Below are 24,496 nucleotides of genomic sequence, written 5' to 3' on the forward strand. Positions count from 1 at the left end.
TCCATCTTAGTACATTGTCGATTCTATTTCAAATCAACAATGCCCAACTCCTTGGAGATCTGTGCCACACGCTCGGGAAATTCGGTGTTTACCAACTTTCCGTTCGTTTGGCGACAGGAAAATACTTTATGTGGACACGCAGGTCAGGGTCAAATTCAGACGTCGTGTCACTACTCACATAAACGAAGTACTGGAAATTATTACTTGACGTTTGGGTCTTTGCCGTACGCCTTTGTTGCCTTTCGGCGCAAAATTTCCGTTACCGCAGCATTCACTGCCGCAGTCACAGCGGTAAATACAATAACCTGCACCGTTGGCAACTCGTCGTCGGACTCATCGCCTTGAGGCACTGTGTTACCTAGACCTTTTGACCAAACCGTCTCCACAATCTTTTGCGCAACGAAACCAGATCCAGCTGAGATTCCAAGCGTTACGAGCTTCCAGCCAATATTCATTTTTCCTCCACTCTTTCAAGACCAATCCATTATCTCAATATTTTGGAACAACTGCAGGTTTTCATTGGCATTCCCCTGTGCGCGCAAATGTTTTCTATAGTATTGTTCTAAAAAATGCACGAATAAGTTGACCTTTCAGAATGATGAGATCCTGCTTTCAAGCACGGATTGACGCATTCAACCAACAGATCAATCCATAGCACTACCAAACAGATAAGAGGATCAAATGTCCACCCCTCCGAGCGGAAACGCATGGCAAATGCCGCATGACAAGCAAAGCGGCACGTCACGGCCCTTCAACCCGCAACAGCAACCTTTCAACCCACAACAACCCTTCAATGCCCAGGAACCACAAGGCCAACCTTACGGTCAAACTCCGCCTTATACACAGACTCCCCCGTACGGACAGTACCCACCGCAGGGCGCATACTACGGCCAGCCACCTATGCAAGCTCGTTCACGACTTGTAGCTGGTTTGCTCGGGATTTTCTTAGGCGGATTCGGAGTACATCGCTTCTATCTGGGATACTCGAAGATCGGTATTCTCCAGATTGTCGTCACCATCCTTACTCTGGGTGTAGGCTCTCTTTGGGGCTTCATCGAAGGAATTATTATCATCGCAAACGCAGGTTTCCCAACCGACGCCGAAGGCGTTCCCCTTACAAATTAGTGTGGTTGCGAAACAACGCCCTCACAGTTAATAGCTTTAAGAGACTAGCGTCGGAAAAAACGAAGAGCTGCCGACGCTAGTCTCTTATTTCACGCGTCGTTCATGCTTCACGTCCAGTTGAAGCTCCCATATCCTCTCCGAGCTCGTCAATAACCAGCTCATTTTTACGCACATGACCAGCTCTATAGCCGGCACGCGACATCATATGAGCCGAAATTGGTGACGACACCAATTGGAAAGCAATCACCGCGAGAAGAGTCCATGTGATTGAGTTTTCCCGCACGAGCAGTATTACTCCCAGCAAAAACATAATCACCGAAAACACCTGCGGTTTCGTGGCAATATGCTGGCGTGACAACAGATCCGGATAACGCAGCATACCAACAGCTGCAATGACGGTGAACACCGTGCCAATACATATGAGGAAAAGTCCCACCGCGTCTGCTACACCAGCCCAGTTCACATACATAAAGTTCACAGTTTTCACTCTCCCTCGCTCATTTTCCGCGTTTCCTGAGATCCAATTCCCGATGATCTATTGGACGATGCCGATCCATCCGCACCCAGCGATTGTTCCGTCTGCTCTTGCCGCGTTTTTCGCTCACCTAATTCCCCTGGTCTGCGTCGGTTGTTGCCACGCACTGAGAAGCGCGCGAGCGTCGTCGATCCGAGGAACCCGACAATCGAAAGCACGATAAACACCGGCAAGAGATCCAAACGCCTCGTGTGAGCTGCGAGAAGGGAACACGCACCGACGAAAATCGCCGTCATCATATCTACGGCCACCATTCGGTCGAGCGTGCTTGGACCTCGCACGATTCGGATGAGTACCAATACAGCGGAGAGTAAGAGCAACCCGGCACACATTCCCAGAACGATATTAACCACGACGGCGCTCGCCCTCCTCTCGTATTTCCGCACGTATTTCGGTGTCTGTTTCGCCTTGCGTTCCGTTGTACGTGCCACGGCGTTCGTCGTCTGCCGCTACATGTTGCGTGCGATCTTGCCCTTCGTCACACGTGACGTCGTGCGCATCGCCGCGTTCGTCGTCGCCCGTTTGTGGAGCGTACGGCGTCGGCAACTTGCCTGATGACGGCGATGAGCCTGGCACGTATCCCGCCGCCACCAGCTCATCATGGGAAGCGAAAGCACGCAATACTCGTTCTTCTTGCTCTAGGAGCGTTCGATGCACGCCTTCCACACCTCCCACAAGCTCAGTGTCAAATACGTGAACGTACAACGTCCCAGACGCTTGATGTGAATCCACCACAACTGAGCCAGGCACCAGACCAGTCATTCCTGCCACCATCGCGAGGTACACATCAGAATGAGAACGAAGCTGCACGCGAATAATCGCACCATGTGGTCGTTTTTGGGCTAGTACGAATGCGGCTTGTATCCACGAAGCGCGCACGATGTCCCATAGAAAAATAGCTACTAACCGCACCACACCCCAAGGCCGGAATCGCCCATCGAAAGGCGCGGCAGGAAATGGTGCCACCGTCGTCACCAGAAGCGCAACGAGGAAACCCGCAAGGAAATTTCCAGTGGTGACGTCGCCCCACAACATAACCCACACGATTGTTAACCACACGAGCGTTCCCATTGAAGCATGCGGAAAGCGCCCCGGCCGCCGCGTGGCACGCTTGATCGTTTCAGCCGCTTTCGTCACTTGATGTCACCTCGCTCGCCAGACGTTACTTTCTCGGAAATTCCTGAGCCACGCAGACCGTCAGGCAGCACGGACGTTACATAACTACCACGTTCATAGAGTTCCGAAGCAGTTTTATAAGTAAAGTTATTGATTGGTCCAGCTAGCACCGAGATGCCAATAGTGACTGCGAGCAAGGTAGCAGTAGCACTCACCATGCCCGCTGGCGTTGGTTTTGACGGCAATTCTTCTGGCGCGTCTTGCCAAAAAGCCATATTCCAAGCGCGCATTACGGCATATAGCGTGAGCAGGGAAGAAATGATCCCTGCGGCCACGAGAATCCAGTCGATATGCGTTCCACGCTGAACTGAGGCCTGCATTAGACCAATTTTTCCGAAAAAGCCCGAGAAAGGAGGAACGCCAGCTAGGTTAAGCGCCGGCAGCAGGTAAAGCACAGCTATCACTGGTGCCGTTTTCGCTAATGCGCCAAGTTTTTCAAGCGACGTCGATCCACCGCGGCGTTCTATTAGGCCCACCACGAGGAACAATACTGTCTGGACGGTAATGTGATGGACGGCGTAAAAGATTCCAGAACTCAGCCCAATTGTTGAAGCAGTTGAGATACCCCAGAGCATGTAGCCGATATGCGACACAAGCGTAAATGACAGCAAACGCTTGATATCCACCTGAGCCACTGCGCCAAGAATCCCGATAATCATGGTGAGCACCGCAAAGATACCGAGCACATTGTTCAGATTACCGGACGGGAAGAGCAGAGTTTGCGTCCGAATAATCCCATACACTCCCACTTTAGTGAGCAAACCGGCAAATACGGCAGTCACTGGCGCAGGAGCAATCGGATAGGAATCAGGCAACCATGCAGATAGTGGAAATATCGCAGCTTTAATGCCAAATCCGATAAGTAGCAGAACTTGGATCAACAATCGGACGCTGGCATCTACCTCAGGAAGTCGTAGCGAGAGTTGCGCTAAGTTCACGGTGCCGGTAGCAGCGTAAACCATCACGATTGCCAGCAAAAACACTGCCGACGACACAAGCGATACCACCACATATACCGTGCCAGATCGGATTCTGTCACGAGTACCGCCAAGCGTAATAAGCACAAATGATGCGAGTAGCAGCATCTCGAAACCGACGTAAATATTGAATAAGTCGCCAGAAAGGAAAGCATTCGAAACACCAGCAGAAAGGATCAAAAACGCCGGATGATAAACCGCCAGCGTTACAGCTTCGTCGCCGTCTGAAACACCTTGGGAAATCGAGTAAAGCAACACCAAAAACGTGACACATACCGACGTAAGCAGCATAATTGATGAGAGTTTATCCGCGACTAAGGTGATACCCAGCGGAGCTGCCCAGTTACCAACGTCCAAAACCACTGGTTGCGAGCGTGCCATCCAAAGCAACGCCGCTGCCACAACGAGAACCGCAGCCATCACCGCAACCGAAACGATCAGTTGCAATTTTCGCCGCGACGCAAATGCCAAGGAAACGCCCGCTCCAAACAGCGGTAAGACGACGGGTAGTGCAGTTATGTAGTTCAACATCATCGATGCCCTCCCCACCGTTCACCGTGATCGTCGGATACGCCCAGCGCATCCTCAGTTTCGTCGTGGGAAGCCGGAGCATCTTCTTCGAGCGGAAGTGGCACGTCAGCGCGGGCAGCGAGTCTATCCTTCGCATTTTTCCGCGCTATACGGCGATCTTCCATATCGTCTTGTACTTCGTCGTTTCCGTCGAGTTGCCACGAACGGTATGCCATCGCAAGCAAGAAACCGATGGTAGACACACCAATAACGATCGCCGTGAGCATCATAGCCTGCACCAATGGGTCTGCCATTTCCTCAGCCTGGGCCTGCCCCACAATTGGTGGGGCACCTGCTTTTCCACCCGCCACTAGGAACAAAATATTTATTCCGTTAGTGAGATTGGCAAATCCGAGCACGACTCGAGCCAAAGAGCGTTCAAGAATCAAGTACACGCCAACTCCGATCAGCACCGCACCCAACATGAGAAGCGCAAATGAAACATTCATCATTGACCTCCTGCTTTGCGTGTTGACACAGTGCCCAATGACGTTACAGAGCGCGTACCGTGGTGAACAGTTGCGCCGTCGTCATCCTCCTGTTGTTTCGCTGCTTCCTGCGCGTCCCGTTCCTCACGACGACGGTCAGGCGCGGGCAAAATCTGCACCGAATCCGTATACATGCTCGAATCCATATCGCCGTGTCGATCGATTTCAGCACCTAGTGAGCGCAAAACTTCCAAAACCAAGCCAGTCACGATCAAATACACGCCCACGTCAAAGAACAGCGCAGTGGCAAGCTTGACTGGGCCAAAAGCGGGCAAAACGGCTTCCAATTTCACCGTCTGCATTATCGTTCCGCCAAAGAGTATGGGGAACAGCGCGTAAATCGCGGCGAGCAACAGGCCACTACCCATTAAATGACCTGGATGGAGTGGCAAAGCCGCACCCAGCTCATAGCGCCCGCCAGCCACATACCGCAAAACCAGCGCTACGCCGGCCATGATTCCGGCAGCAAAGCCACCACCTGGATTATTATGGCCGGCAAACAGGAAGAACAGCGAAACTATTACCATTGTGTGAAAAATGACCCGCGTTCCAACCTCAAAGATCTCCGAACGGCGCGCAGCCGGCAAAGTGCTTGATCCAGCAAGCCAAAGTCTGTTTCGTCTGCTAGGCAACTGCGTGTCAGAGTAACGCTCAGCGCCAGATTCTTGCGACACGCGCGTCTGTGCTCGCGTGAGTTGCGAATGGAGGGTGCCGACGGCGTCGTCGAACTTGGGGAGATTACGGAAACGGTCGATTCGTCCGCTGCGGTCACGGATAAATAAGAGGGAAGAGATTCCCACTGCTGCAGCAATCACCACTGAAATCTCTCCGAAAGTGTCCCAAGCTCGGATATCAACCAAGGTCACGTTCACGATGTTCTTTCCATAGCCGTAATGCTGGGCTTCGTCATGGAAAGTTTGCGTCATTGAAGCGGCCATGCGGGCATTTGCCGCCAGCCATGCCATCGCCGCTGCTACCAGCCCCACACCAGTTGCGAGAGCAATTCGCATCCAACGATTCCACCGGATCGGACGCGAGGAGAAATATTCAGGTAACCGCCGCAACACCAAGATGAAGACGACGAGCGCCATTGTTTCCGCCAGAGTTTGCGTCAAAGCGAGGTCAGGTGCGCCATGCAGGCCATAGATCAGCGCCACCGCATAGCCAGAGACGCCGGTAAGTAGCACTGCTTTCAGACGATGACGAGCACGCGCACTCAAGAGCGCTGCTACCGCAGCGATTACCGCGACGCCGAGTTGAGCAGGTGCGTCGTAAGCACGCAACTGAGCGTTGTTGATACCGCCCGAATAGATATAAGCTATGCCGATGCTGATCAGTATAAATGTAAAGATTGTGGACAAATACACTGGCAAAGAGCCACGTTGCACAAGTGACGTGGTGAGGCGTGAAATCTTTTCGAGGCCTTCAACGCAGAGTTGGAATACCCGATCGGCACGCACTGGAAAATCAAATTTGTGTAAAGCAGCGGCCCAACGGCCGTTAATCACAAAGAGCACTGCCCCCACCGTGAAGATTCCGAGACTGATCATTAGCGCGGGATTGACCCCACTCCACAGCGCAAGATGACCGGCCTTCCCAGGTAATTGCGCTGCATAAGGAGCAAAAATACTGTCAACCCAACCATAGAACGGCCCGCAAGCAATACCCGCGCCAACGAGCACCCCGATTGGGCTGAGCATAAGGGCCGAGTTCTTGTGGACGTCTGTAACGCCCGACCCTGACTTGTGCGCAAAAGCTCCCCACCAAAATCGAATCCCGTAGGCAACGGTAAATGCTGAACCAAGTGCAATGGCAATCAAAATCCAGTACGCCACTACGCCACCGTGGAGAAGCGCATGGAGGGCGGCCTCTTTCGCCACGAAACCCAAAAATGGCGGCAAACCTATCATTGATGCCGTGGCAATTGCTGCCATAGTTGCCACAACAGGCATCTTGCGCCCTAATCCGCTGAGCTGACGCAAATCTCGGGTTCCAGTTGCCCAATCGACCACACCCACGCACAAAAATAAGGCAGATTTGAACAGGGCATGCGCGACTATCATCGCAAGACCAGCGAGCATCACCGGTTCGGTGCCATAGCCCACGAGCAAACTCAACAGTCCGAGCTGGGAAACTGTACCGAACGCCAGCACCAATTTCAGATCTGTTTGTTTTAGTGCCCGATATCCGCCCAGTATAAGCGTGGCGCTACCCGCCAGAAGAACTGCCCACCGCCAAATATCAAGCGATGCGAAACCCGGCGCAAAGCGAGCGATCAGATATATTCCCGCTTTCACCATCGCAGCTGAATGCAGATAAGCCGACACTGGGGTGGGCGCCGCCATTGCCGCCGGTAGCCAAAAATGAAAAGGAATAATCGCCGACTTCGTAAAGGCGCCAATTAGCACGAGCGCCACAGCTATGCTTACCAGCGACGACGAAGCAAAACTACCGTTGGTGTACGCCATGCTTCCCGTGCCAAGGCGAGCATGCACAACCAACTCAGCAATATCAAAAGAACCGCCGGGAATTGTGCCAAGAATGATTAATCCCGTGAGCATGGCAAGTCCGCCGGTAACAGTGATGATGAGAGCTTGCATAGCTGCGCGACGCGAGAAACTCCGATTGTAACTATGCCCAATGAGAAGAAAGGACAATACCGTAGTGAGCTCCCAAAACATATACAGCGCCAGAGTATTGTTGGTAGTCACTAAACCGAGCATGGCACCGGTAAAAGCAACAAAAACGGCAGCAAAGCGCCCCAATCCCTGCGCCGATTCGGAAAAGTACCTGCTCGAATACACCAAAACTAGCGCACCGATACCTGTAACCATCAGCGCTAATACGAACGATAACTGATCAAGCCGAAAACTGAGTACGAAGCCTAGTTGGGGCGCCCACGCCAAACTGCTCGTTGGGAACGCACCGCGTACGACGTCGTCATAACAGCTTGCGACGTAAAGAAAAGATGCGGCTGAAACCGCTGCCAATATCAGAAAGCCGAGCCGACCACGACGCATAACGATAGGTGCAAAAAGAACGGTTACCACGTATAGCGTCAGCAGTGCGAGCATTGTCCTCCAAGATAGCAACAGTTAATACTCGCAAGTGCCATTTTGAGAGGTTTAATCCTTGTAGTTAGTGCGCAGTAAGTTCGCGACACTACACAGTGGCACCCACGAGGTGCGAGCCCTAGAAACCAGCGTAATTCCTAGCATTCAGCACAAGGCGTCGCTATTAGTTTATCGGAACGATGCTGCACCATTCGAGAGTTTGAGCTATCAGCTCAAAGCGCGCGGCAATGGCACATGGCTAGCGCACGGCGAGTCTCATAGCTAGAGGCATCAGCACGGCGAGCTCAAAGCTCGCGCGAAACGTCGATTCGGTGAAAGTTCAAGTGCGAGCGCGAAGCAGTTGGCCCACGTTGACCTTGATAACGCGATCCTGTTGCGCCTTGACCGTACGGCCGCTCAGCCGCGGAGGAAAGCTGGAAGAAGCACAGCTGCCCCACCTTCATGCCCGGATAGAGCTTAATCGGCATAGTTGCGGTATTCGAGAGCTCAAGAGTTACATGTCCAGAAAAACCAGGATCAATGAATCCCGCAGTTGAGTGAGTGAGCAATCCGAGTCGACCGAGCGAGGATTTGCCCTCAAGCCGCGCAGCGATGTCGTCCGCTAGTGTGACCTGCTCAAAGGTTGCACCGAGTACAAATTCGCCAGGATGCAGTACGAAAGAACCATCTGCGGGAACTTCGATCCGCGTGGTCAAATCGGACTGATCAGCAGCTGGGTCGATCACATCGTAACGATGGTTATTGAACAGCAAGAAATAGCGATCCAAATGAACATCGACCGAGGAAGGCTGGATCATTTGCGGATCCCACGGATCTAGCGCAATACGTTCGTTTGCAACAGCGGTACGGATATCACGATCTGAAAGTAACACCCTTAAATTGTGTCATGAACACCCGCGAATCGACAATAACGGTCAAAGAATAGGCCACCGACCAACTGTGCCACATGCCACATTCCCATCTTAGGAACCCCTTATCGCCAACAAACACTGCCACGACAAGCACGGCATTTCCCTGACGAACCGAGACAACCATCCGCCCAATTCTCAATAAGACCCCCAATAAGACAATCACGTCCAGATAACTCCCAGAAAACTCCTAGGGTTGCCAGAGTCTGCCATTCTCTAATTGATTTCATGAAAACGAAACGTGATACCCGGCGACTCGACCGCCGTGCGCTACTGGCTCTGTGCGGCGTCGGACTAATCGGCGGCATCCTACTCGGCCTCACTCTCCTCAATCTCGCGAGCGCGAGCGGGACATGGATTTACAATATGTCGGTGCTCGCCGCAGTTGTTGGTAGCTACGGCATTCTCATCATGTTGCTGCTCATATCACGTCTTCCGATTATTGAGCGTGCTTACGGTCAAGATCGACTCGTTGTATGGCACAAGCGTTACGCCCCATGGGCATTGTGGCTGATTATTGCACACGTTTTTCTGGTTGTGCTCGACGCCGCGGGCGGTTTCTCGGCTATCAGCGGCTGGTTTAGCGCTCTGTGGAACGACGTACTCACAATGGAATGGGTATTTGCCGCACTCATCGGCTTAATCCTTTTCTTCGTCGCTGGAATAACGTCGTGGAATCGCGCACGCAAGCACCTCAAGCACGAAACGTGGTGGACGATTCATCTCTACATGTATCTTGCAGTCGCGTTCTCTTTCCTCCACCAAGTCGAAATTGGTGGACCGTTCGCAGACGGCTTCGGCAAGGTGCTGTGGGCAGCGTGCTACGGCGTCGTCTTTGGCATGATCGCGTGGTACCGCGTTGCTGTGCCTTACCTGCGTTCACGTAAGCACAAGCTCACTGTTGAGAAGGTGATCCGTGAGAGCGACGACGTCGTTTCCGTGGTCGTACGCGGCTCCCAGTTGCGTAAGCTCAAAGTTGCACCTGGACAGTTCTTCAATTGGCGATTCGATGCTCCAGGCTTGGCCTACGAATCCCACCCATATTCAGTGTCGGGAACGCCCGTTAATGACCGGATGAGAATCAGCGTCAAGAATTTGGGCGATGCTTCAGGCGCGCTTGCGAGCATAAAGCCTGGTACGCGCGCTTATATTGAAGGTCCTTATGGCGCTTCCACTGATGCACATTCGCGCGATACGAAGCGCACGGTGCTGATTGCCGGTGGAATTGGGATTTCCCCAATCATCTCGTTGGCACGGGCTATTGCCGATAAGCAACCAGTTGACCTGGTGTATCGCGTGTCAAACAATGCAGAAGTTGCACTTCGGGCAGATCTCGAAGCGTTGGAAGAAATTCCATACGTTCGTGTGCATATTCTTCCTGGTTCGCGCGCCATTTACCCGATGGATTCGCAGATGTTAGGCACACTGCTTGGCGACGTGCGCAACGCCGCGGTATATATTTGCGGCCCAAATGCCTTTAACGAAACCGTTCACGGAGCGTTCAAAAAGCTTGGCACCCCCGCTGAAAACGTCCACATCGAGCATTTCGACTGGTAAGAGCGCTGTGGACGGTACGTATCAGAGCAAACGGTACGAAACCGGAAATCTAGACAACTTGCACTAGCGTTCAGCAAGTCTTCGAAACTCGAACGCACTCCCGAGCATTCACACTCAATTCACACAAACTCCACGACTTAACAAGATAGGAAAACATCATGAAAGCAACACGAAAAGGCATCGCTATTGGAAGTGCAACTTTGCTTGGCACGCTCGGCGTACTTGCCTCCCACCCGGTTCTGCAGCTCGTTCAAAACTCTCAAGGACCAGACCAAGGACCAGACGCTTTTGCTCAGGCAGAGCAAGACCCCGGAACAACGGTTGGTGCAAATGCTGGGCAATCCACAACGAAATCCGCACAGAAGGCGAGCACCAGCGCGAACAACTCGACAGTGTCATCGTCCGGTTCGTCGTCTGGTTCGTCATCGTCCGGTTCGGCGTCGTCGTCCACCAGCTCGGCACAAGGCACCGCCTACGAAGGTACCGCACGCAATAAATACGGAACCACACAGGTCCGTGCGTGGGTTAACAACGGAAAAATCACCGACATCAAGGTGTTGAAAGTTCCTGGCGACCACGAATCGCAGCATATCAACAGCCGGGCAATGCCAACTCTCGTGGAAGAGGCGTTGCAGAAGCAGTCGGCACAAGTGTCGGGTATTTCCGGCGCTACGTACAGCGTGAAAGCGTTCAAGCAATCGCTGCAGGCAGCTTTGGATCAGGCTGGCATTAATTAATTGGAACGTTGATTAACTGGAGACAAGCGACGGAAATCGAAATTGTGCTATGAATGTTGAACTTTTTCAGGCGAACACGCGAGCGCGTAGGCACCGCGAAGACATCTGGGGTACCGTGGTGACGATCGATGTGCGAGAGCTACCTAGTAGCGAACTACCAGCGGATTCGCAGATTGACCGAGCGTTTGCGCGATGCGTCGATTTCATGCACGACGTCGATGCAACGCTGTCTACTTTCCGCTACGATTCCGCCGTTACCGCGTATCGCAGCGGTTGGCGCAAACGCTACGAACTCAACCGGCATAATCGCGCCGACGCCATGCTGCTTGAGGTGATCGAAGCCTGCGAATGGGGAAAGGTAGCCACTCAGGGCACTTTCGATCCATGGGCTGTACCAGGAGGTTTTGACCCGTCGGGCTACGTCAAAGGATGGGCTGCCGAGAAAATGGCGCTCATTTTGGGCGAGCATGGGATACACAATTTCAGTGTTAACGCAGGTGGAGACGTCGTCAATCGCGGATATGCGGGAGTAGCTGGCGACAGTGTGGCTACTGAGACGGGTGGTACTGGTGAGCTGGTCGGTGAGGCAGGGCTGTACGGCGTTGGCGGGGAGTCGAAGGCAGAAAGCACGCTCGTACCGTGGCGGATCGGCGTGCGGCATCCCGACGACGCCAGCGCGATCGCGGCAAGTTTCGAGGTCACGAACGCAGCGATTACGACGTCGGGCACTTACGAGCGCGGAATGCATATCGTGAATCCGTTTGGCGCAAACGGATTGCGCGCACGCTCTGCCACAGTGATCGGGCCCGACGCCGGAGTGGCAGAGATAGCTTCAACAGCCCTAGTGGTTTGTGGACGCGAAGGAGCCCAATGGTTTGGTGAGCTTGGCGAATACAGCGCTTTCGGCGTCGACACTGGGGACACCGAGCATGCTTGGCGGATAGGTGCGCAGTGAACGTGGAGTGAGGCCGCAGTTAGTGCGCGGTAAGTGCGTAGTGAGATGGAAAGCGACGTGCGCTGTGCAGAATTGAAGGGACATGACGCGTGCTGCGCAGAATTGAATCTTCGCACGTGGATGGAATAAGATTTACTGGCACGCAAACGCGTTCGCGGGTGTAGTTCATCGGTAGAACGGCAGCTTCCCAAGCTGCAGAGGCGGGTTCGACTCCCGTCACCCGCTCAGATTATTTATCGGTTGGCATAAAGCTGGTTTTAGTGGCTGAAACAGGCTGTTTTTATTCCTGGGGCGAACTCTTTGTTGTTGGCTCAAAGTTAGTTGTGCTTTGTTGTGCTCTAACTTAGGCGCTGGTTTACTCATCGCGCTATATACGCGCGATGCCCCGAGAATTGCTTAACTTAGGGAAGACCTCACACACTATCCATGTCGGGATATGTTTATTACAATATATAACTAGGTTGCACCAGCCCCCGTCTCACGCAAAATCAATACGCGAGACAAATTCAGGCGTTCCGGCATCCAATTTAATGCAATGTGACTGGAGAGAAATGACTTCCGTATTGACTAGTTAAGCCAGGACGATTCGCATGCGGGATCAGCCCCGCGCGGTCGGCGCTATATGATGGCACAGAAGAACCGCCTAAACTAAGCGATAATCTTTTTGCTGTTTTCCACCTTTCGGCAAAACGGTACTGAACCGGTACTGAGCATACTGCTATTCGCACGAAAGCTACCGTGGTACAATTCTTTCAAGTAATTTGTTGTGCACGGAGTTGCCGCGACGCTGATCGCCTTAGCATTGAGCATCTTGGCAGCTGCATTTCATTGAAGAAATCACGGCACGGAATCAAGAAACCAAGGAAAACCATGAACAATAAACTTACATCCAAAATAATGCTTGTTGCTGCCGTTTTTGCGTTCATCCTTTCAGCAATTGGTTTTGCTCCAGGAGCTGGTCTTGCACTGCTTGTTTCCCTGTGGTGCGCTCTCATAATTGCCGGCACAAAAATGAGTAACATTTACCGGCGTTATCGGGCACGCGGCTAACATCACCTTAGCAATGTTTTTGGCAGATATCTCGGAGCGAAGTCACTTATTCGATTTACTCGGTTCTCAGTCAATTTCGTATGACATATAGAGTTCCTAGCAACTAGTCAGCTAGGTAGGAAGATCGGCAACATCGCGACACATTCACCTATTCTGATAACGCTACATAATTAAATGAGCTTGTGAAATTAAAAGGTGAAAGCCTTCAAGATAATGCGTTTTCCATATCCACGCGTAGATCATTTATATTTCTTGGATCGCACAGGGGGAACAACTAGCTCAGGCATAGCTCTTTTAAGGAACTGATCAAAATGCGGAACAGTAAAACTAGCATATCCGTGATCAGGTGCATACAGCAGCCCCATATCAATGAGCGATTTTCGAACTGGAGCTAGATTTTGCGAACTCCGTCCCATAACTTCGGCAACATCGGCAGCTTTTTGTGGACCCGCTCCCAACTCCGCCATTGCTCTCATGTATGCACGTTGAAGCTCAGTTGCCCGATCAAGACGGACTCTAAAAAACGATTCATCTAGTTTACTTTCATACCGCGGAATTACTTGGTCAATGTCAGCGATCGTAATATTGTCACCATCTGCAATAGACCACACCGCATATCCCAATTCTTGAAGGAAATATGGATATGCACCCGAAATTTCAACGGCTCGATCTAATGCATCCTCATCAAATTTTACACCCTCTTCTTCTGCAGGAAGCTTGAGAGCTTGTTTGGCATCCATGTATGACAACTCTTTAATATTCGGAAACTTAAATAACCGCTCGGCGTAAGACTTTGCATCTCCCGCAAGTTCAGCAATCTGAGGCAACCCAGCACCCACAAAGGTAATAGGAAGCTCTCTCTGGACACACTTGTGTAAAGCTTGAATTAACGCTTCAAGCTGATCTGCTGCGAGAAACTGCACTTCATCAAAGAGAAGCACCACTCCTCGCTTATTCTCTTTTGCAGCTTCACCAACCGCGATAAACAAGTCAGCAAGATCCATCGTCAAGTCTCCGTGGTCGGCATAACCATCAAGAGAATCGACATCGAACCCAAAGCTCATTGATCCAGTATCACTTACAGTAAAATTAAAATTCTTGAGCACCTGTGCCGCATGCTTAAGCCCTTCCGACCATTTTCTCCCAGGTGCGAGTTCGAAAAGCGCCGTCCTCATACGAGCTGCAATATCTCGACGAAAATCTCGGTCATTATGTTTCTGCGCTTCAAGTTCCACAACAACCCAACGTTGCTCCAAAGCCTTCATTCGGAATTGACCAAGCAAAACAGTTTTACCAACACCTCTAAGACCAGTGATAATCATCGATTGTTCCGTACGGCCTCGCTGCAAGCGTGCCAAGAGAATATCGAAAAGTTCAAGCTGATCATCACGGCCAACTAACACTTGCGGTCGAGCTCCAGCATTTGGCGTATACGGGTTTGTTCGTGGATCCATACAACAAGTTTATTTATTTTATGTAGGTTTATCAAGATCCAATAAACCTACATAAAATAAATAAAGTTCCATGAACGCATATATACGGAATATGAATTTAAGCTGCGTTACAGCTGCTTCAGGACGGGGCGAACACAAACTGCCCGCACACAAAACAAATCGTTTTAAGGCCTATCCCTACGGACACTTAGAATAGCTAGTGTTCAGTCCACAGACACACATTCTGGCCTTTAACCCTAAAAAGTGCTCACATCACGTAGAAGTTGGGCGACGTGGATTAACCGCGTCGCCCAACTTCTATTCACTGAGCTATCTCGTGGGAATGCACATTATTCAGATGTTTTCACAAAAAGCTCAGCCATTTTGTAGTGCAGTTCTTGCTAATGCCTCGTTCAGTCCAAGCGGCGACGACGCACTACTAATACGCAACCTCCAGCAAGCACGCTCAAGATCGCCGTCATCACCATCCATATAGGCAATGAGCTTCCAGTCTTGGCAAGACCCTGCGGATCATCAAGAACAAGTGGAACATAATCCGGATCGCCAGGTTCAGGGAACGACGGCGCAACCACTGGGTGCACGACGTCGTCGGGATTCGAGACTACCTCTGTGCCATTCGAAAACAACGGAATCGAAATCGAATCAGGCAAGCCCGGAGCTGGTGGCGGCACAACGACCTTTCCCTTTGCCACAGCGATGTTGTACACACGCTTTGCATCCACTTCTTCGCGTTTCACAACATACGGATCCGCAATACACGTCACCGAATGACCAGGCAGCAATCCGCCATGCGGACAATGGATGGAAATACCCTCATCGGCTAGTTTCTTGTCTTCAATCCATATGTTGTCTACTGTCATCGAGCCGACATTCGTCACCACGAAACTGTAGTTGACAGTTTCATGACGATCAGCGCCTCCGTTATGATTCACGTCGTTGAGCACGCCCTGTTTTTCCAAGGCAATTTTAGCAACGGAATCTGTTGGAGTCTTTGTATTTGACGGCGGTGACGAAACTGGTGGCCGCGGATTGTTGCTGTCAGCTGGGGGTGGATTTCCAATCGCCGTGGCGATGTTTTTGACTTCCCCGCGGTCGACGTCGTCTTGCGTCACTGTGTACGGTTCAGACACGCACTCGATGGTTTCCCCGACACCTAGAACCACTTCTGGACATTTGACTGCAAGATTATTTTGCTCCAGCAAAATATCGTCGATTGTGGTGTTCGAAATATCCAGTGTTCCGACATTGGTTACTTTGAACGTGTAAGTGATCATCTCTCCTAGATCGGCCTTTGCGTCACCATCTTCGTCGTCTAGAATCGCTTCCTTTACCAAATCAATCTTCGCCACACTATTAGTTGGTGTTTCCGTTGTAGAAGGAGGCGTTTGTGGCACAGGAGAAGGAGTTGTCCCAGCCGGTGGAACAGTTGTTGCATCTGCGGTTGCAAGGTTATATACCTTGCCACGTTCAACATCCTGTTTTGTCACCTTGTAAGGAGATGCACTACACGTCACCTCCTCACCCGGAAGAAGCACTTTATCAGGGCACGACACAACAACTGATGGGTTCACAGCCTTTGCAAGCATGTCATCTGTAATTGCCACTTTCGTGACTTTCATCGTGCCAACATTTTCAACTACAAACTCGAAGTTGATTATCTCATCTTGGTCTGCCAAAGCATTTCCATTAGCATCTTCCAACTTCGCGTACTTCTTCAGTGTAATTTTTGGCTCACTGTTAGTTGGAGTGTCCGTGGTGGATGGCGGACTCGGCGGAACGGGATTACCCTTGGGGTCGTTCGCCGTAGCTACCGCTGAATTGTGCACATTGCGTGCATCCACATCATCCTGAGTCACGACATACGGTTCTGCTTCACACCGCGTCGTTTCTTCTGGCGCCAAAGTTGTCTTGTCACATACCACAGCTAATGGAACCGGAAGCGCCGCCAGCATCGAATCATTTACTTTAACATCAGAAATCGTTACCACGCCCGAGTTCTTGATAGTAAACGAATAGATAATAGTTTCACCTTTATCTGCAAGTTGATTTCCGTTGCCATCTTTCAACTCTGCATGCTTCGCCAAGGACAAGCCTGTTGTGGAAAGCATAGGCGTATGGGTAGACGATTCATTCGATATTGTTGGCGTTCCATTTGGGGTAATTCCCGTGGCTGTGGCCTTGTTGTCGACAGATCCGTTATCCACATCTACCTGTTCTACAGGAAGTGGCGCGGATGTACACGTAATGGTTGCACCCACAGGAAGATCACCTTGTGGACAGGTAATCGCTGTCACGAGCCGACCTGCCAAGAATTGGTCTTGGATAGTAATGTCATGCAAAGTTACTGAACCAGTGTTCGTAACTTCAAAAGTGAACACAATCGAGTCACCCTTGCGACCGAAACCATCACCATCAGACTCATTGAGTTTTGCCTTCTTAAGCAAAGTTATCTTCGCAGCAGAATCAGTCGGCGTCTCCGTGGAATCGGGCGGGGTCGTCACGCTTGTGGACGGAAAATTCGGAACTGCAGGAGTCTGTCCCGACGCCGTTGCCACATTGGCAACCTTTCCAGCATCGGCATCAGCTTGTGTGACGACGTAAGGCTCAGACTCACACGTCGCCAGACCACCAGGTTCCAAGCTCACGTTCGGACAAGTCACGTTCACAGCACTAGGCAATACTTTCGAAAGCATGTCGTCGGTAACCGCAAGCTTTTCTAGAGTCACATTGCCAGTGTTACGGATGTCAAAGTAGAAAACAATCTTCTCACCCTTATCTGCGAGATTATCTGCATCCAGATCTTGCAGAACTGCACGTTTATCTAGCGTCGCCTTTGGATCACGAGCAGTTGGCGTAGACGTGTTTGACGGATTCGACACTACGTCTTTCGGTGGATCGTTAGGAAGATTTGGAGTGGTTCCGTGAGCTGTCGCTTCGTTAAACACTAGCCCACGATCAACATCCGCTTGCGTAACCGTATAAGCGCCCGACTTACATACAACTGACGCTCCTGCCGCCAAAGAAGATGGTGCACATGTCACCGACACCCCGGCATTTTTCAACATAGGATCGTCAATAGCTATCGGATCGAGCGTCAAAGCACCAGTGTTACGAACCGTGAACTCAAAGAGGATTGTTTCGCCCTTGTCCGCTTTCTGATTTCCATTCACGTCATTCAGAAGCGCTTTTTTGACAAGCGACAAGCCAGAGGATCGATCAGTCGGAGTATCAGTTGAACTAGGGTCCGACTTGATATCTTCACCCGGAAATACGGGAGAAGTTCCGTGCGCAACTGCTGTGTTGTGAATGTCCTGGCCTTTATCAACATCCGCTTGAGTAACTCGATAATCGGAAACTGACTGACAGGTAAGTGTTGCTCCTGGGGCAAGAACGTTTGATGGGCATGTCACGGAAATAGCCACACCGCTGAGCAATTGATCTTCGACACGAATGTCACGTAGCTCAACTGTGCCTGTGTTCGTTACATCAAAGTAGTAAGTGATCGTATCGCCCGGAACAGCTTTGCCATCTTGGGTTCCAGAAAGCTCATGAAGCTCAGACCTCTTTGCAAGGCTAATACCTTTTTGTTGGTCGGTCGGAATTGATTGACTCGATTCGTTCGAGGTCACAGAGCCGGCAACACTTTCAGCCACAAATTGCGCTGTGTTGTTTATTTTTCCTGCTTCAACATCACTTTGGAGAATTACATAGTCGCGGGATGCACGACAGGTTACTGTTTCGTACGCAGCTAAGCTTGTTTTATCGCATGTAATGGCAATTCCAGAATTTTCTGCAGTAGTATTGCCGACCAGCAAAGTTTCTTTCGAAACACGAAGCTTATTCACTGGAACAGGTCCATTTGTTAGTTTGAATGTATAGGTAATCGTCTCACCTTTATCACCCAAATTCGCATCGCTATCTTTATTGTTAAGCTTAGCTTCTTTGACGAGTGACAATGTTGGAGTAGAGGCAATTCCAAAATCGACATTCGTCAAATTCGACTCTACGGGAAGTGTCACTGATGCATTATTAACGGCGTTAGGAAACTTCTTATCCGGATAACTGAAGGTGTACTCCGCTCCTGCTGGGATATCTGCGACTTCCACTCGGTAGATCCCAGAATGCAACTGATCAAATAGATAGGTGCCGTCAGCACTCGCTTTTCGAGCTATTTCATGACCCAGCGCATCTTGCAGAATGAAAGTTACATTTTGAGCCAAGGGTTCACCTGAATCCCGAGTCCCGTTCTTATTAAAATCTTCAAACAGGACGCCCGCGATTGACGAAGCAACAACGTCCACTCGTACCGGAACTGTTTTGTCGAGTGGCTGCGGGAGGCTCGGAGTTGTAGAAATGCCAATATTATTCATCAGCACATCATTAGCTTTGGCTCCCGGTGTATCCACCGAGATTTGCACGCCCTGAACAGCTCCGGCATCTAGCGATGCGATATAACCGTAAATCGCCGTGTACTTACCACCAGCTGGGCATGAAGCAGAACCATATAGACACCAGATTGGCTGACTCGGATCATTCATCGGATCGGCGGTATTTTCCGAAAGAGTTCTAGGATCCGCGTTCGTAACATAAATCTTTACACCAGCCGGTGCGGAAACACGCACGTTACTAAATGCCACCGAAGTTTTCGTCCCACGCGCATCACCGTCATAAGGAAGTATGTCGATGAATTCGAAATCTGTGAGCGCGCTCGCTGTACCGTTTGAAATCGCTAATGACCAGTCGACTTGGTCGCCAGTTTCAATACGGCTCTGTTTCACCGTCTTAGTTTGGCTTACCACAGCCGGAATTGTAATGGCACGTGCGATTTGGTTTATCTGAGTTACTTTCTGCCCCTCGACAGAAGTGTATTCAACCGAAATATTATGTTTAAAAGCAACTGAAGATCCAGAAGGAGCCAAGTCGGCTACTTTAACATTAAACGTGCCTTGAATTGGAATGATCTGGCCTTCACTTGCGGTTCCCTCAGTGGTTTTCGAAAAGATCCAACCGTTAACATCATCTGCTGTGCATGCCAAGCCATCCGGTCCGAAATCTGCCTTCTGTGTCAAAACATAGCCGCTGTTCACATCAGCAGTCACCGATTGAGCACAGCTCGATATCTCCACATTTGTAATCGCTCGATAGTCTTGAGGCGACGCAATTTTTTGGGGAACAACCGAGAAGGAACTGAATAGGCTTGTTGAAGAACCCGCAGCGACGTTACCTGTGGCAGCATTAGTTCCATTTAGGGACAAGGAATCAGTTAGATCGAAACTCGGTGCCACTACATCGAGTTCGGCGTAATCGCTCCCAGACGTGGCTGTTCCAGAACCGTCGGGTTGTAGGGCGATGTGTAAGTCTGCCTTCAAGAATCCGACTGTAGGGGCCGGCCAACTCGAATAATCTGCACTAGTTGTGGTCTTTAAGGGAAACGCTACTCGAAATGAGTCCGTACCGTCACCAACAAGACTTTGTGGTGGTAAAACAACACGCGCACCCCGCGGACCGCCGCTAATTTGCGTAGGATCAGTTACCCAAGTCGCTGTGGACGAAGGCTGATCCGCTGTGTACTCTAAGCTGTAAGATCCTGTATATTTTTGCCAGCCTGTGGAAGTAGCTTGCCATATCTCCGGCTGACGATTTGAATCCCACTGTGCAACAACACCGTTCGTGTCACCAGCGGCTTTAAGTTCCGCGAGTGATCTGTGCCAACCGGACGTCATGGTAATGGATCCTGTTGGATTATATAGGCTCGCACGTAGATAAAGCACGTCCCAAAAAGCTCTGCTTGTAGTCGTAACTTGCTTAGGATAGGCCTCAATCATGTCGTACGTAGCATTGTTCGTTACGCGCAGATTGTGGTCGAATAATACGCCTGCCGGAGAGAAATCCTTAGTTAAGTGAACATAGTTGTTATTGGGCAAGTACTGATAGGAATCCCACGAATATACGGGCATATTCCAAGGCGATGCCGTCCCGTCTGGATTTCCGATTCCTGCATCAGGGGCAAATCCAGCATTCTGGGCGGTTACTAAATACTGTGAGGAATCTGCAGTAAACTCTGCCTTTGAGATATTCGGAGCCCATGTTTGGACGCCATTCCACGATGGGTCAACGGGAATCTGGATTTTGAACGCAGGGAGATTTGAAGTGCCTGCATCAATCATCGATCCTATTGAGGATACACTTAAACCGTATTTGTTGGTGGCTGTAGGCGTCCACCCTGACGGAGCCGTAATCTGCGTGCCAGCTGGCAGCATCGAAAAATCTACCTCGAGATTAGCCGCCACTTTGTTCCGGTCTCTCGTGAAATTTCTGCTATTTCCCACGATCGGAGCAGTTCCGCGAACTGCACTATCTCCTATATTCACGCTGATGTCATACTCTAAATAGTTCTGGCCACCGATTGTGACAATCTTGTCTGGAGAGTTACGTAGACGCGCATCTGGGAAAATAGCATCTAGAACTTTTACTTCTTCAAGCATGTTAACCAGTGGCGTCGCACCGTCTACAGTGGTGGTGATGACAGGAGCCAATGTGGTGCCGGTTGCGGGTGGCGTCACGTTGAGCTTTAGAGTGCCGCTATACGAGCTACCAGCAGGAAATTTTAATGTACACACGCTCCCCGATATAGAAGCAGTCATACCAGTCGTTCCGTCGGCAGTACAGAATGACATTTTTTCGGATGTGTTTCCGACATTCATATCTTTGGTGTCGATTGTCAGAATATGTTCGCTGGTCGACGCAGCCACGTTGAAGTCAAGATTGTAGCCAACAGTGTCATAGCGACATACATAACCATCATTAGGGGAATTATCTGCAAGTCCGGTGTAAGAAGGATTGATAGAGGATAAGGCACATTGGCTCGAAGTTCCATGCCCTGTTCCGTCAAACCCAACGCTACTGGTGAGCTTGACGTCACCCTGGTCGACTATCGTAAGTGTCGCCATACTAAGAGGGATTGCGCTACGCATCACAGCATAGGCAGGTAATGGAATTATTGCACTTTGAACTAAAGAAATAGCAAGTAGAACAGAGACAACAAGTAGTTGTTTTGCACGAGTTTTGGCCACCATAACCTCCAAATAACACGGTGGTCCGATATTATACAACCGTTATTATATAGAGATAAAAAGGTTATTAAAAATTTGTTTATTTCCATATTGTCCGATATAGTTAATTAATTGGTTTACCTGCGTGCTGAATGTTAAGTATCCAATTTTAAAATCTCATATTCCACGTATATTTATTTGCGTTTATATTCGAAACGGAGACCGTTCATGCTCGATCCGGATTGCATCCCAGCACTTGCCCAAACAGGCAATACTTCCGGTTGGAACCTCATTGCCATTACGTGCATCATGATCGCCATTGGAAGCACAACCCTGTACTTCCACAAGAAAAAAGCAAAGGCAATGCTCGTTGCTATGGCACTTTTCATCACGCTAGGAACGACAGCCGCTACGCCAAACATCGCCAATGCTGCAGAAGCAAAAGACGGCGTATGCCCATCGGCGCCACTCACGCCCAACTCCGTATCTTCACCCGCAACAGAACCAACACCAGCACCGCAAACCTCTACAACACAGCCAGCAGACACTAGCACTACGCCAACACCTCCGACTAATCCGGTTGTCCCACCACCTGCTACTGGTTCGCTCTCAGGTCGAGTCTTCTACGAACGCGACTGGTCAACGAGCATTAAAGGCAATGGCATTCTCGACAAAACAGCTTCGATAGGTGAAGACTACTTAGAAAATGTCACTGCGGACATGTATCCAGTTCCATCACTACAGGCACAAGTCATTGATGCAACCACAAACTCACCAGTCGGAACGGCCATTGACGTTCAAAACGGGTCGTTCAAAGCAGATGGGTTACTGCCTGGAACGTACAAAATCGACTTCGACTATAAAGACATCCTCGGCAATACGGGAGATTCAATTTCTTCCCAATGGAAGTACTGGACTCTTACATCGACACCTTCCGCCCCAAATGATATTCAAGTTTTTCCAGAGCAAACAATTGCAGCACGAGCACACTTAACTAACGGAAAAATTCTTGACAAAGTTTGGACTCAAACCACTGGATCATCTTCTGCAATCTTGAATTTCTATTTCATCTCTGGCAAAACCGCTCCAGTTGCATCGATAGAGTTTTATGACACGCAGACCGGCAGAACCATCGTGACCAAGCCTGGATCTGATATGAATGTCGATCCCAACGGCACCGGTTCCTTTCCTTCGTTTCTTGATGCTCAGATGGGATGGACCACTCTTCCTACAAATCCATCCCCTACCGAAGTTGTGAACCACGTGGACGCAAACGGCATCACCACCGACACATTTACAGTGATCGCAAATCAAGAAACCACCGGAGCTGATGCCGGCATCAAAATCTTAAAGATGGCCGCACCAAAGTAAACTGAGGGATACAAAGGCTTAAAGTCCAAAACTGAGCACTTCATAGAACTGGGTTCACGCATAAATTTAACAATTTGCGTGAACCCACTTCTTTCACTATTTTCGCAGCCCTGCCGTGAGTAGGCTTCACCCTCGCTTCATCTGTACACTAATTTTATATTTCTTGGATCGAACAGGAGAATAAGTTTCCACAAAGAATAGCTCAAGGAAATTCTCAGTCCGGACTCGTCAAAGGCAACACGAATCTGCAATTTTCGCCGTGCATGAATAATGCTCAACAAATCGGCTGTGTAAGTCTTGTAAGCATCCAATAACGATGTTCGCTATGAATGCACAAAAGGTTAGCGTCGTCGGAAGCTAAATCGCTTAACTCCAAATCCGAGCGCACATAGCATTCCGCCCATAACCAACCACGTTAACCCATCATCAAATCCAGTTTTTGCCAGCTCTGGCTCACTGCTCAGCTCAGCTTGCGGCTCCACTCCAGTAGCAATAGCAGTGGAAGGCGTCCCCACCGTCGCAGGCACCCCTGCTCCAACCGGAGGAGTTGCCTGCAGCGGCGGCACCGGCGTCGACAAATTTGGGACAGGCGCCGCTATCGGTTCTTCTGGAACACTTTCAGGAACAGTTCTCGGAACAACGGCATGAAACTGATCTGTTGCCGATATATCGCGACCGGTGTTGAAACCACGCGCCGTCACTGCCAATTCATTAATAGTCTCAGTCGTGTTGATATTTGAAACTTGCGACGTGCATGTGAAGCTTTTACCAGGTGCAATCTTCCCATCAAAGGAGGTACCGGCAGCCGGTCCACCTACCGCTGAGAAGTCACAGTTCAAGTCTTTGGAAATTTGCCCTGACATGTCTCCCAATACTCGGTAATCCATTTTTGTGAGAGTCAAATCGTCTACTCCCACATTCGAAACTGTATGTACAAGATCTACTGATGGTGTATCTGCGCCCACTTGCAGAGGCGAAGACGCTGGAGCAGACCGTCCGGCGACATCCGTCGTCTTGACACTTAATTTGGGTGTGGGGAAAAATCCCACATCGACCAAGTCGTTATCAATAGAGAAGTTTATGGTAGTTTCGACGGTATTCGTACCTGAGGCAACGCTATTGCCGTTCACCCAGGTCGCAGCGTATCCTTCCGGTGCAGTGAATGTTAGTCGAAAAGACTCCGGTTCAGACTTCAAAAAGGAGTCAGTCATTGGAACTTTAAACTGATAAAATCCAGTGTCATCGGTGGTCACCGGAGAAACCGGCCCGGAGAACAGATCATTAACAGGCTTCCCGTCGAGAGTAGATATCGAAACCTCTATACCAGGCATGCCTGGCTCGTTATCGTCTTGAATGCCATCCCCGTTGTAATCAGCCCACACAAAGTCACCAACGAAAGGTAACTCCGAGGCCGCCTGCACATTAGGGTTGCCAAGCATCACAAAAGTAAAGCACGCAACAACGGAG

17 protein-coding genes and 1 tRNA gene are annotated in these 24,496 nt (G+C 50.4%); 7 read left to right on the forward strand and 11 right to left on the reverse strand.

The window, feature by feature from the left end; all coding sequences use genetic code 11:
• Positions 1 to 200: 200 nt before the first annotated feature.
• On the reverse strand, positions 201 to 455 hold the full coding sequence (locus tag EZJ44_RS07815) for a DUF4235 domain-containing protein (protein ID WP_131282109.1): 255 nt from the start codon (positions 453 to 455) through the stop codon (positions 201 to 203).
• 226 nt (positions 456 to 681) lie between these two features.
• Between EZJ44_RS07815 and EZJ44_RS08845 the strand changes: the two genes are divergently transcribed.
• Positions 682 to 1,125: a TM2 domain-containing protein gene (locus EZJ44_RS08845; RefSeq protein ID WP_206661884.1), complete on the forward strand. Its 444-nt coding sequence runs from the start codon at positions 682 to 684 to the stop codon at positions 1,123 to 1,125.
• Between the two features lie 100 nt (positions 1,126 to 1,225).
• On the opposite strand, the gene mnhG is transcribed toward EZJ44_RS08845, so the two are convergent.
• The 7 genes from mnhG to dcd form a co-directional block, all read right to left on the reverse strand.
• Positions 1,226 to 1,612, reverse strand: a complete 387-nt coding sequence (mnhG, locus tag EZJ44_RS07825; RefSeq protein ID WP_241658645.1) for a monovalent cation/H(+) antiporter subunit G — start codon at positions 1,610 to 1,612, stop codon at positions 1,226 to 1,228.
• Positions 1,609 to 2,013: an MrpF/PhaF family protein gene (locus EZJ44_RS07830; RefSeq protein WP_206661885.1), complete on the reverse strand. Its 405-nt coding sequence runs from the start codon at positions 2,011 to 2,013 to the stop codon at positions 1,609 to 1,611. Before EZJ44_RS07830 ends, mnhG begins: the two co-directional genes overlap by 4 nt.
• On the reverse strand, positions 2,006 to 2,797 hold the full coding sequence (locus EZJ44_RS07835) for a Na+/H+ antiporter subunit E (RefSeq protein WP_131282113.1): 792 nt from the start codon (positions 2,795 to 2,797) through the stop codon (positions 2,006 to 2,008). The genes EZJ44_RS07830 and EZJ44_RS07835 overlap by 8 nt, the downstream gene beginning before the upstream one ends.
• A complete protein-coding gene (locus tag EZJ44_RS07840; protein WP_131282117.1) occupies positions 2,794 to 4,347 on the reverse strand; it encodes a Na+/H+ antiporter subunit D in 1,554 nt (517 codons plus the stop codon). Before EZJ44_RS07840 ends, EZJ44_RS07835 begins: the two co-directional genes overlap by 4 nt.
• Entirely contained in the window at positions 4,344 to 4,832 is a 489-nt protein-coding gene (locus EZJ44_RS07845) for a Na(+)/H(+) antiporter subunit C (protein ID WP_165496151.1), read from the reverse strand. The genes EZJ44_RS07840 and EZJ44_RS07845 overlap by 4 nt, the downstream gene beginning before the upstream one ends.
• A complete protein-coding gene (locus tag EZJ44_RS07850) occupies positions 4,832 to 7,945 on the reverse strand; it encodes a Na+/H+ antiporter subunit A (RefSeq protein ID WP_131282125.1) in 3,114 nt (1,037 codons plus the stop codon). The genes EZJ44_RS07845 and EZJ44_RS07850 overlap by 1 nt, the downstream gene beginning before the upstream one ends.
• 284 nt (positions 7,946 to 8,229) lie before the next feature.
• On the reverse strand, positions 8,230 to 8,817 hold the full coding sequence (gene dcd / locus EZJ44_RS07855; RefSeq protein ID WP_131282131.1) for a dCTP deaminase: 588 nt from the start codon (positions 8,815 to 8,817) through the stop codon (positions 8,230 to 8,232).
• Between the two features lie 264 nt (positions 8,818 to 9,081).
• On the opposite strand from dcd, the gene EZJ44_RS07860 reads away from it, so the two are divergent.
• From EZJ44_RS07860 to EZJ44_RS07880, 5 genes are all read left to right on the forward strand, one after another.
• Positions 9,082 to 10,410, forward strand: a complete 1,329-nt coding sequence (locus tag EZJ44_RS07860; protein ID WP_131282136.1) for a ferredoxin reductase family protein — start codon at positions 9,082 to 9,084, stop codon at positions 10,408 to 10,410.
• 158 nt (positions 10,411 to 10,568) lie between these two features.
• Entirely contained in the window at positions 10,569 to 11,147 is a 579-nt protein-coding gene (locus EZJ44_RS07865) for an FMN-binding protein (RefSeq protein ID WP_131282139.1), read from the forward strand.
• A gap of 49 nt (positions 11,148 to 11,196) precedes the next feature.
• A complete protein-coding gene (locus EZJ44_RS07870) occupies positions 11,197 to 12,102 on the forward strand; it encodes an FAD:protein FMN transferase (protein WP_131282142.1) in 906 nt (301 codons plus the stop codon).
• Positions 12,103 to 12,256: 154 nt separating this feature from the next.
• Positions 12,257 to 12,327: transfer RNA gene (locus EZJ44_RS07875), tRNA-Gly, on the forward strand.
• Between the two features lie 645 nt (positions 12,328 to 12,972).
• Positions 12,973 to 13,152 (forward strand): hypothetical protein, encoded by a 180-nt coding sequence (locus EZJ44_RS07880; protein WP_131282145.1) that lies wholly within the window; start codon positions 12,973 to 12,975, stop codon positions 13,150 to 13,152.
• 239 nt (positions 13,153 to 13,391) lie between these two features.
• Here the strand turns inward: EZJ44_RS07880 and EZJ44_RS07885 are convergent, their stop codons facing one another.
• Both EZJ44_RS07885 and EZJ44_RS07890 read right to left on the reverse strand, forming a co-directional pair.
• Positions 13,392 to 14,606, reverse strand: coding sequence for an AAA family ATPase (locus EZJ44_RS07885; RefSeq protein WP_131282148.1), 1,215 nt, complete (start codon positions 14,604 to 14,606; stop codon positions 13,392 to 13,394).
• A 392-nt stretch (positions 14,607 to 14,998) separates the two neighbouring features.
• Entirely contained in the window at positions 14,999 to 21,556 is a 6,558-nt protein-coding gene (locus tag EZJ44_RS07890; RefSeq protein ID WP_165496152.1) for a DUF7507 domain-containing protein, read from the reverse strand.
• 330 nt (positions 21,557 to 21,886) lie between these two features.
• Here EZJ44_RS07890 and EZJ44_RS07895 point away from each other — a divergent pair, with 330 nt between their 5' ends.
• The gene (locus tag EZJ44_RS07895; protein WP_131282155.1) at positions 21,887 to 23,029 is read left to right on the forward strand and encodes a hypothetical protein; all 1,143 of its coding nucleotides are present in this window, start codon (positions 21,887 to 21,889) and stop codon (positions 23,027 to 23,029) included.
• Between the two features lie 341 nt (positions 23,030 to 23,370).
• On the opposite strand, the gene EZJ44_RS07900 is transcribed toward EZJ44_RS07895, so the two are convergent.
• Positions 23,371 to 24,468 carry an SdrD B-like domain-containing protein gene (locus EZJ44_RS07900; protein WP_131282160.1) on the reverse strand — a complete coding sequence of 366 codons (1,098 nt, stop codon included), beginning with the start codon at positions 24,466 to 24,468 and terminating at the stop codon, positions 23,371 to 23,373.
• Between the last annotated feature and the right edge of the window lie 28 nt (positions 24,469 to 24,496).

This window comes from Arcanobacterium bovis, assembly GCF_004331995.1.
GTDB lineage: Bacteria > Actinomycetota > Actinomycetes > Actinomycetales > Actinomycetaceae > Arcanobacterium_A > Arcanobacterium_A bovis.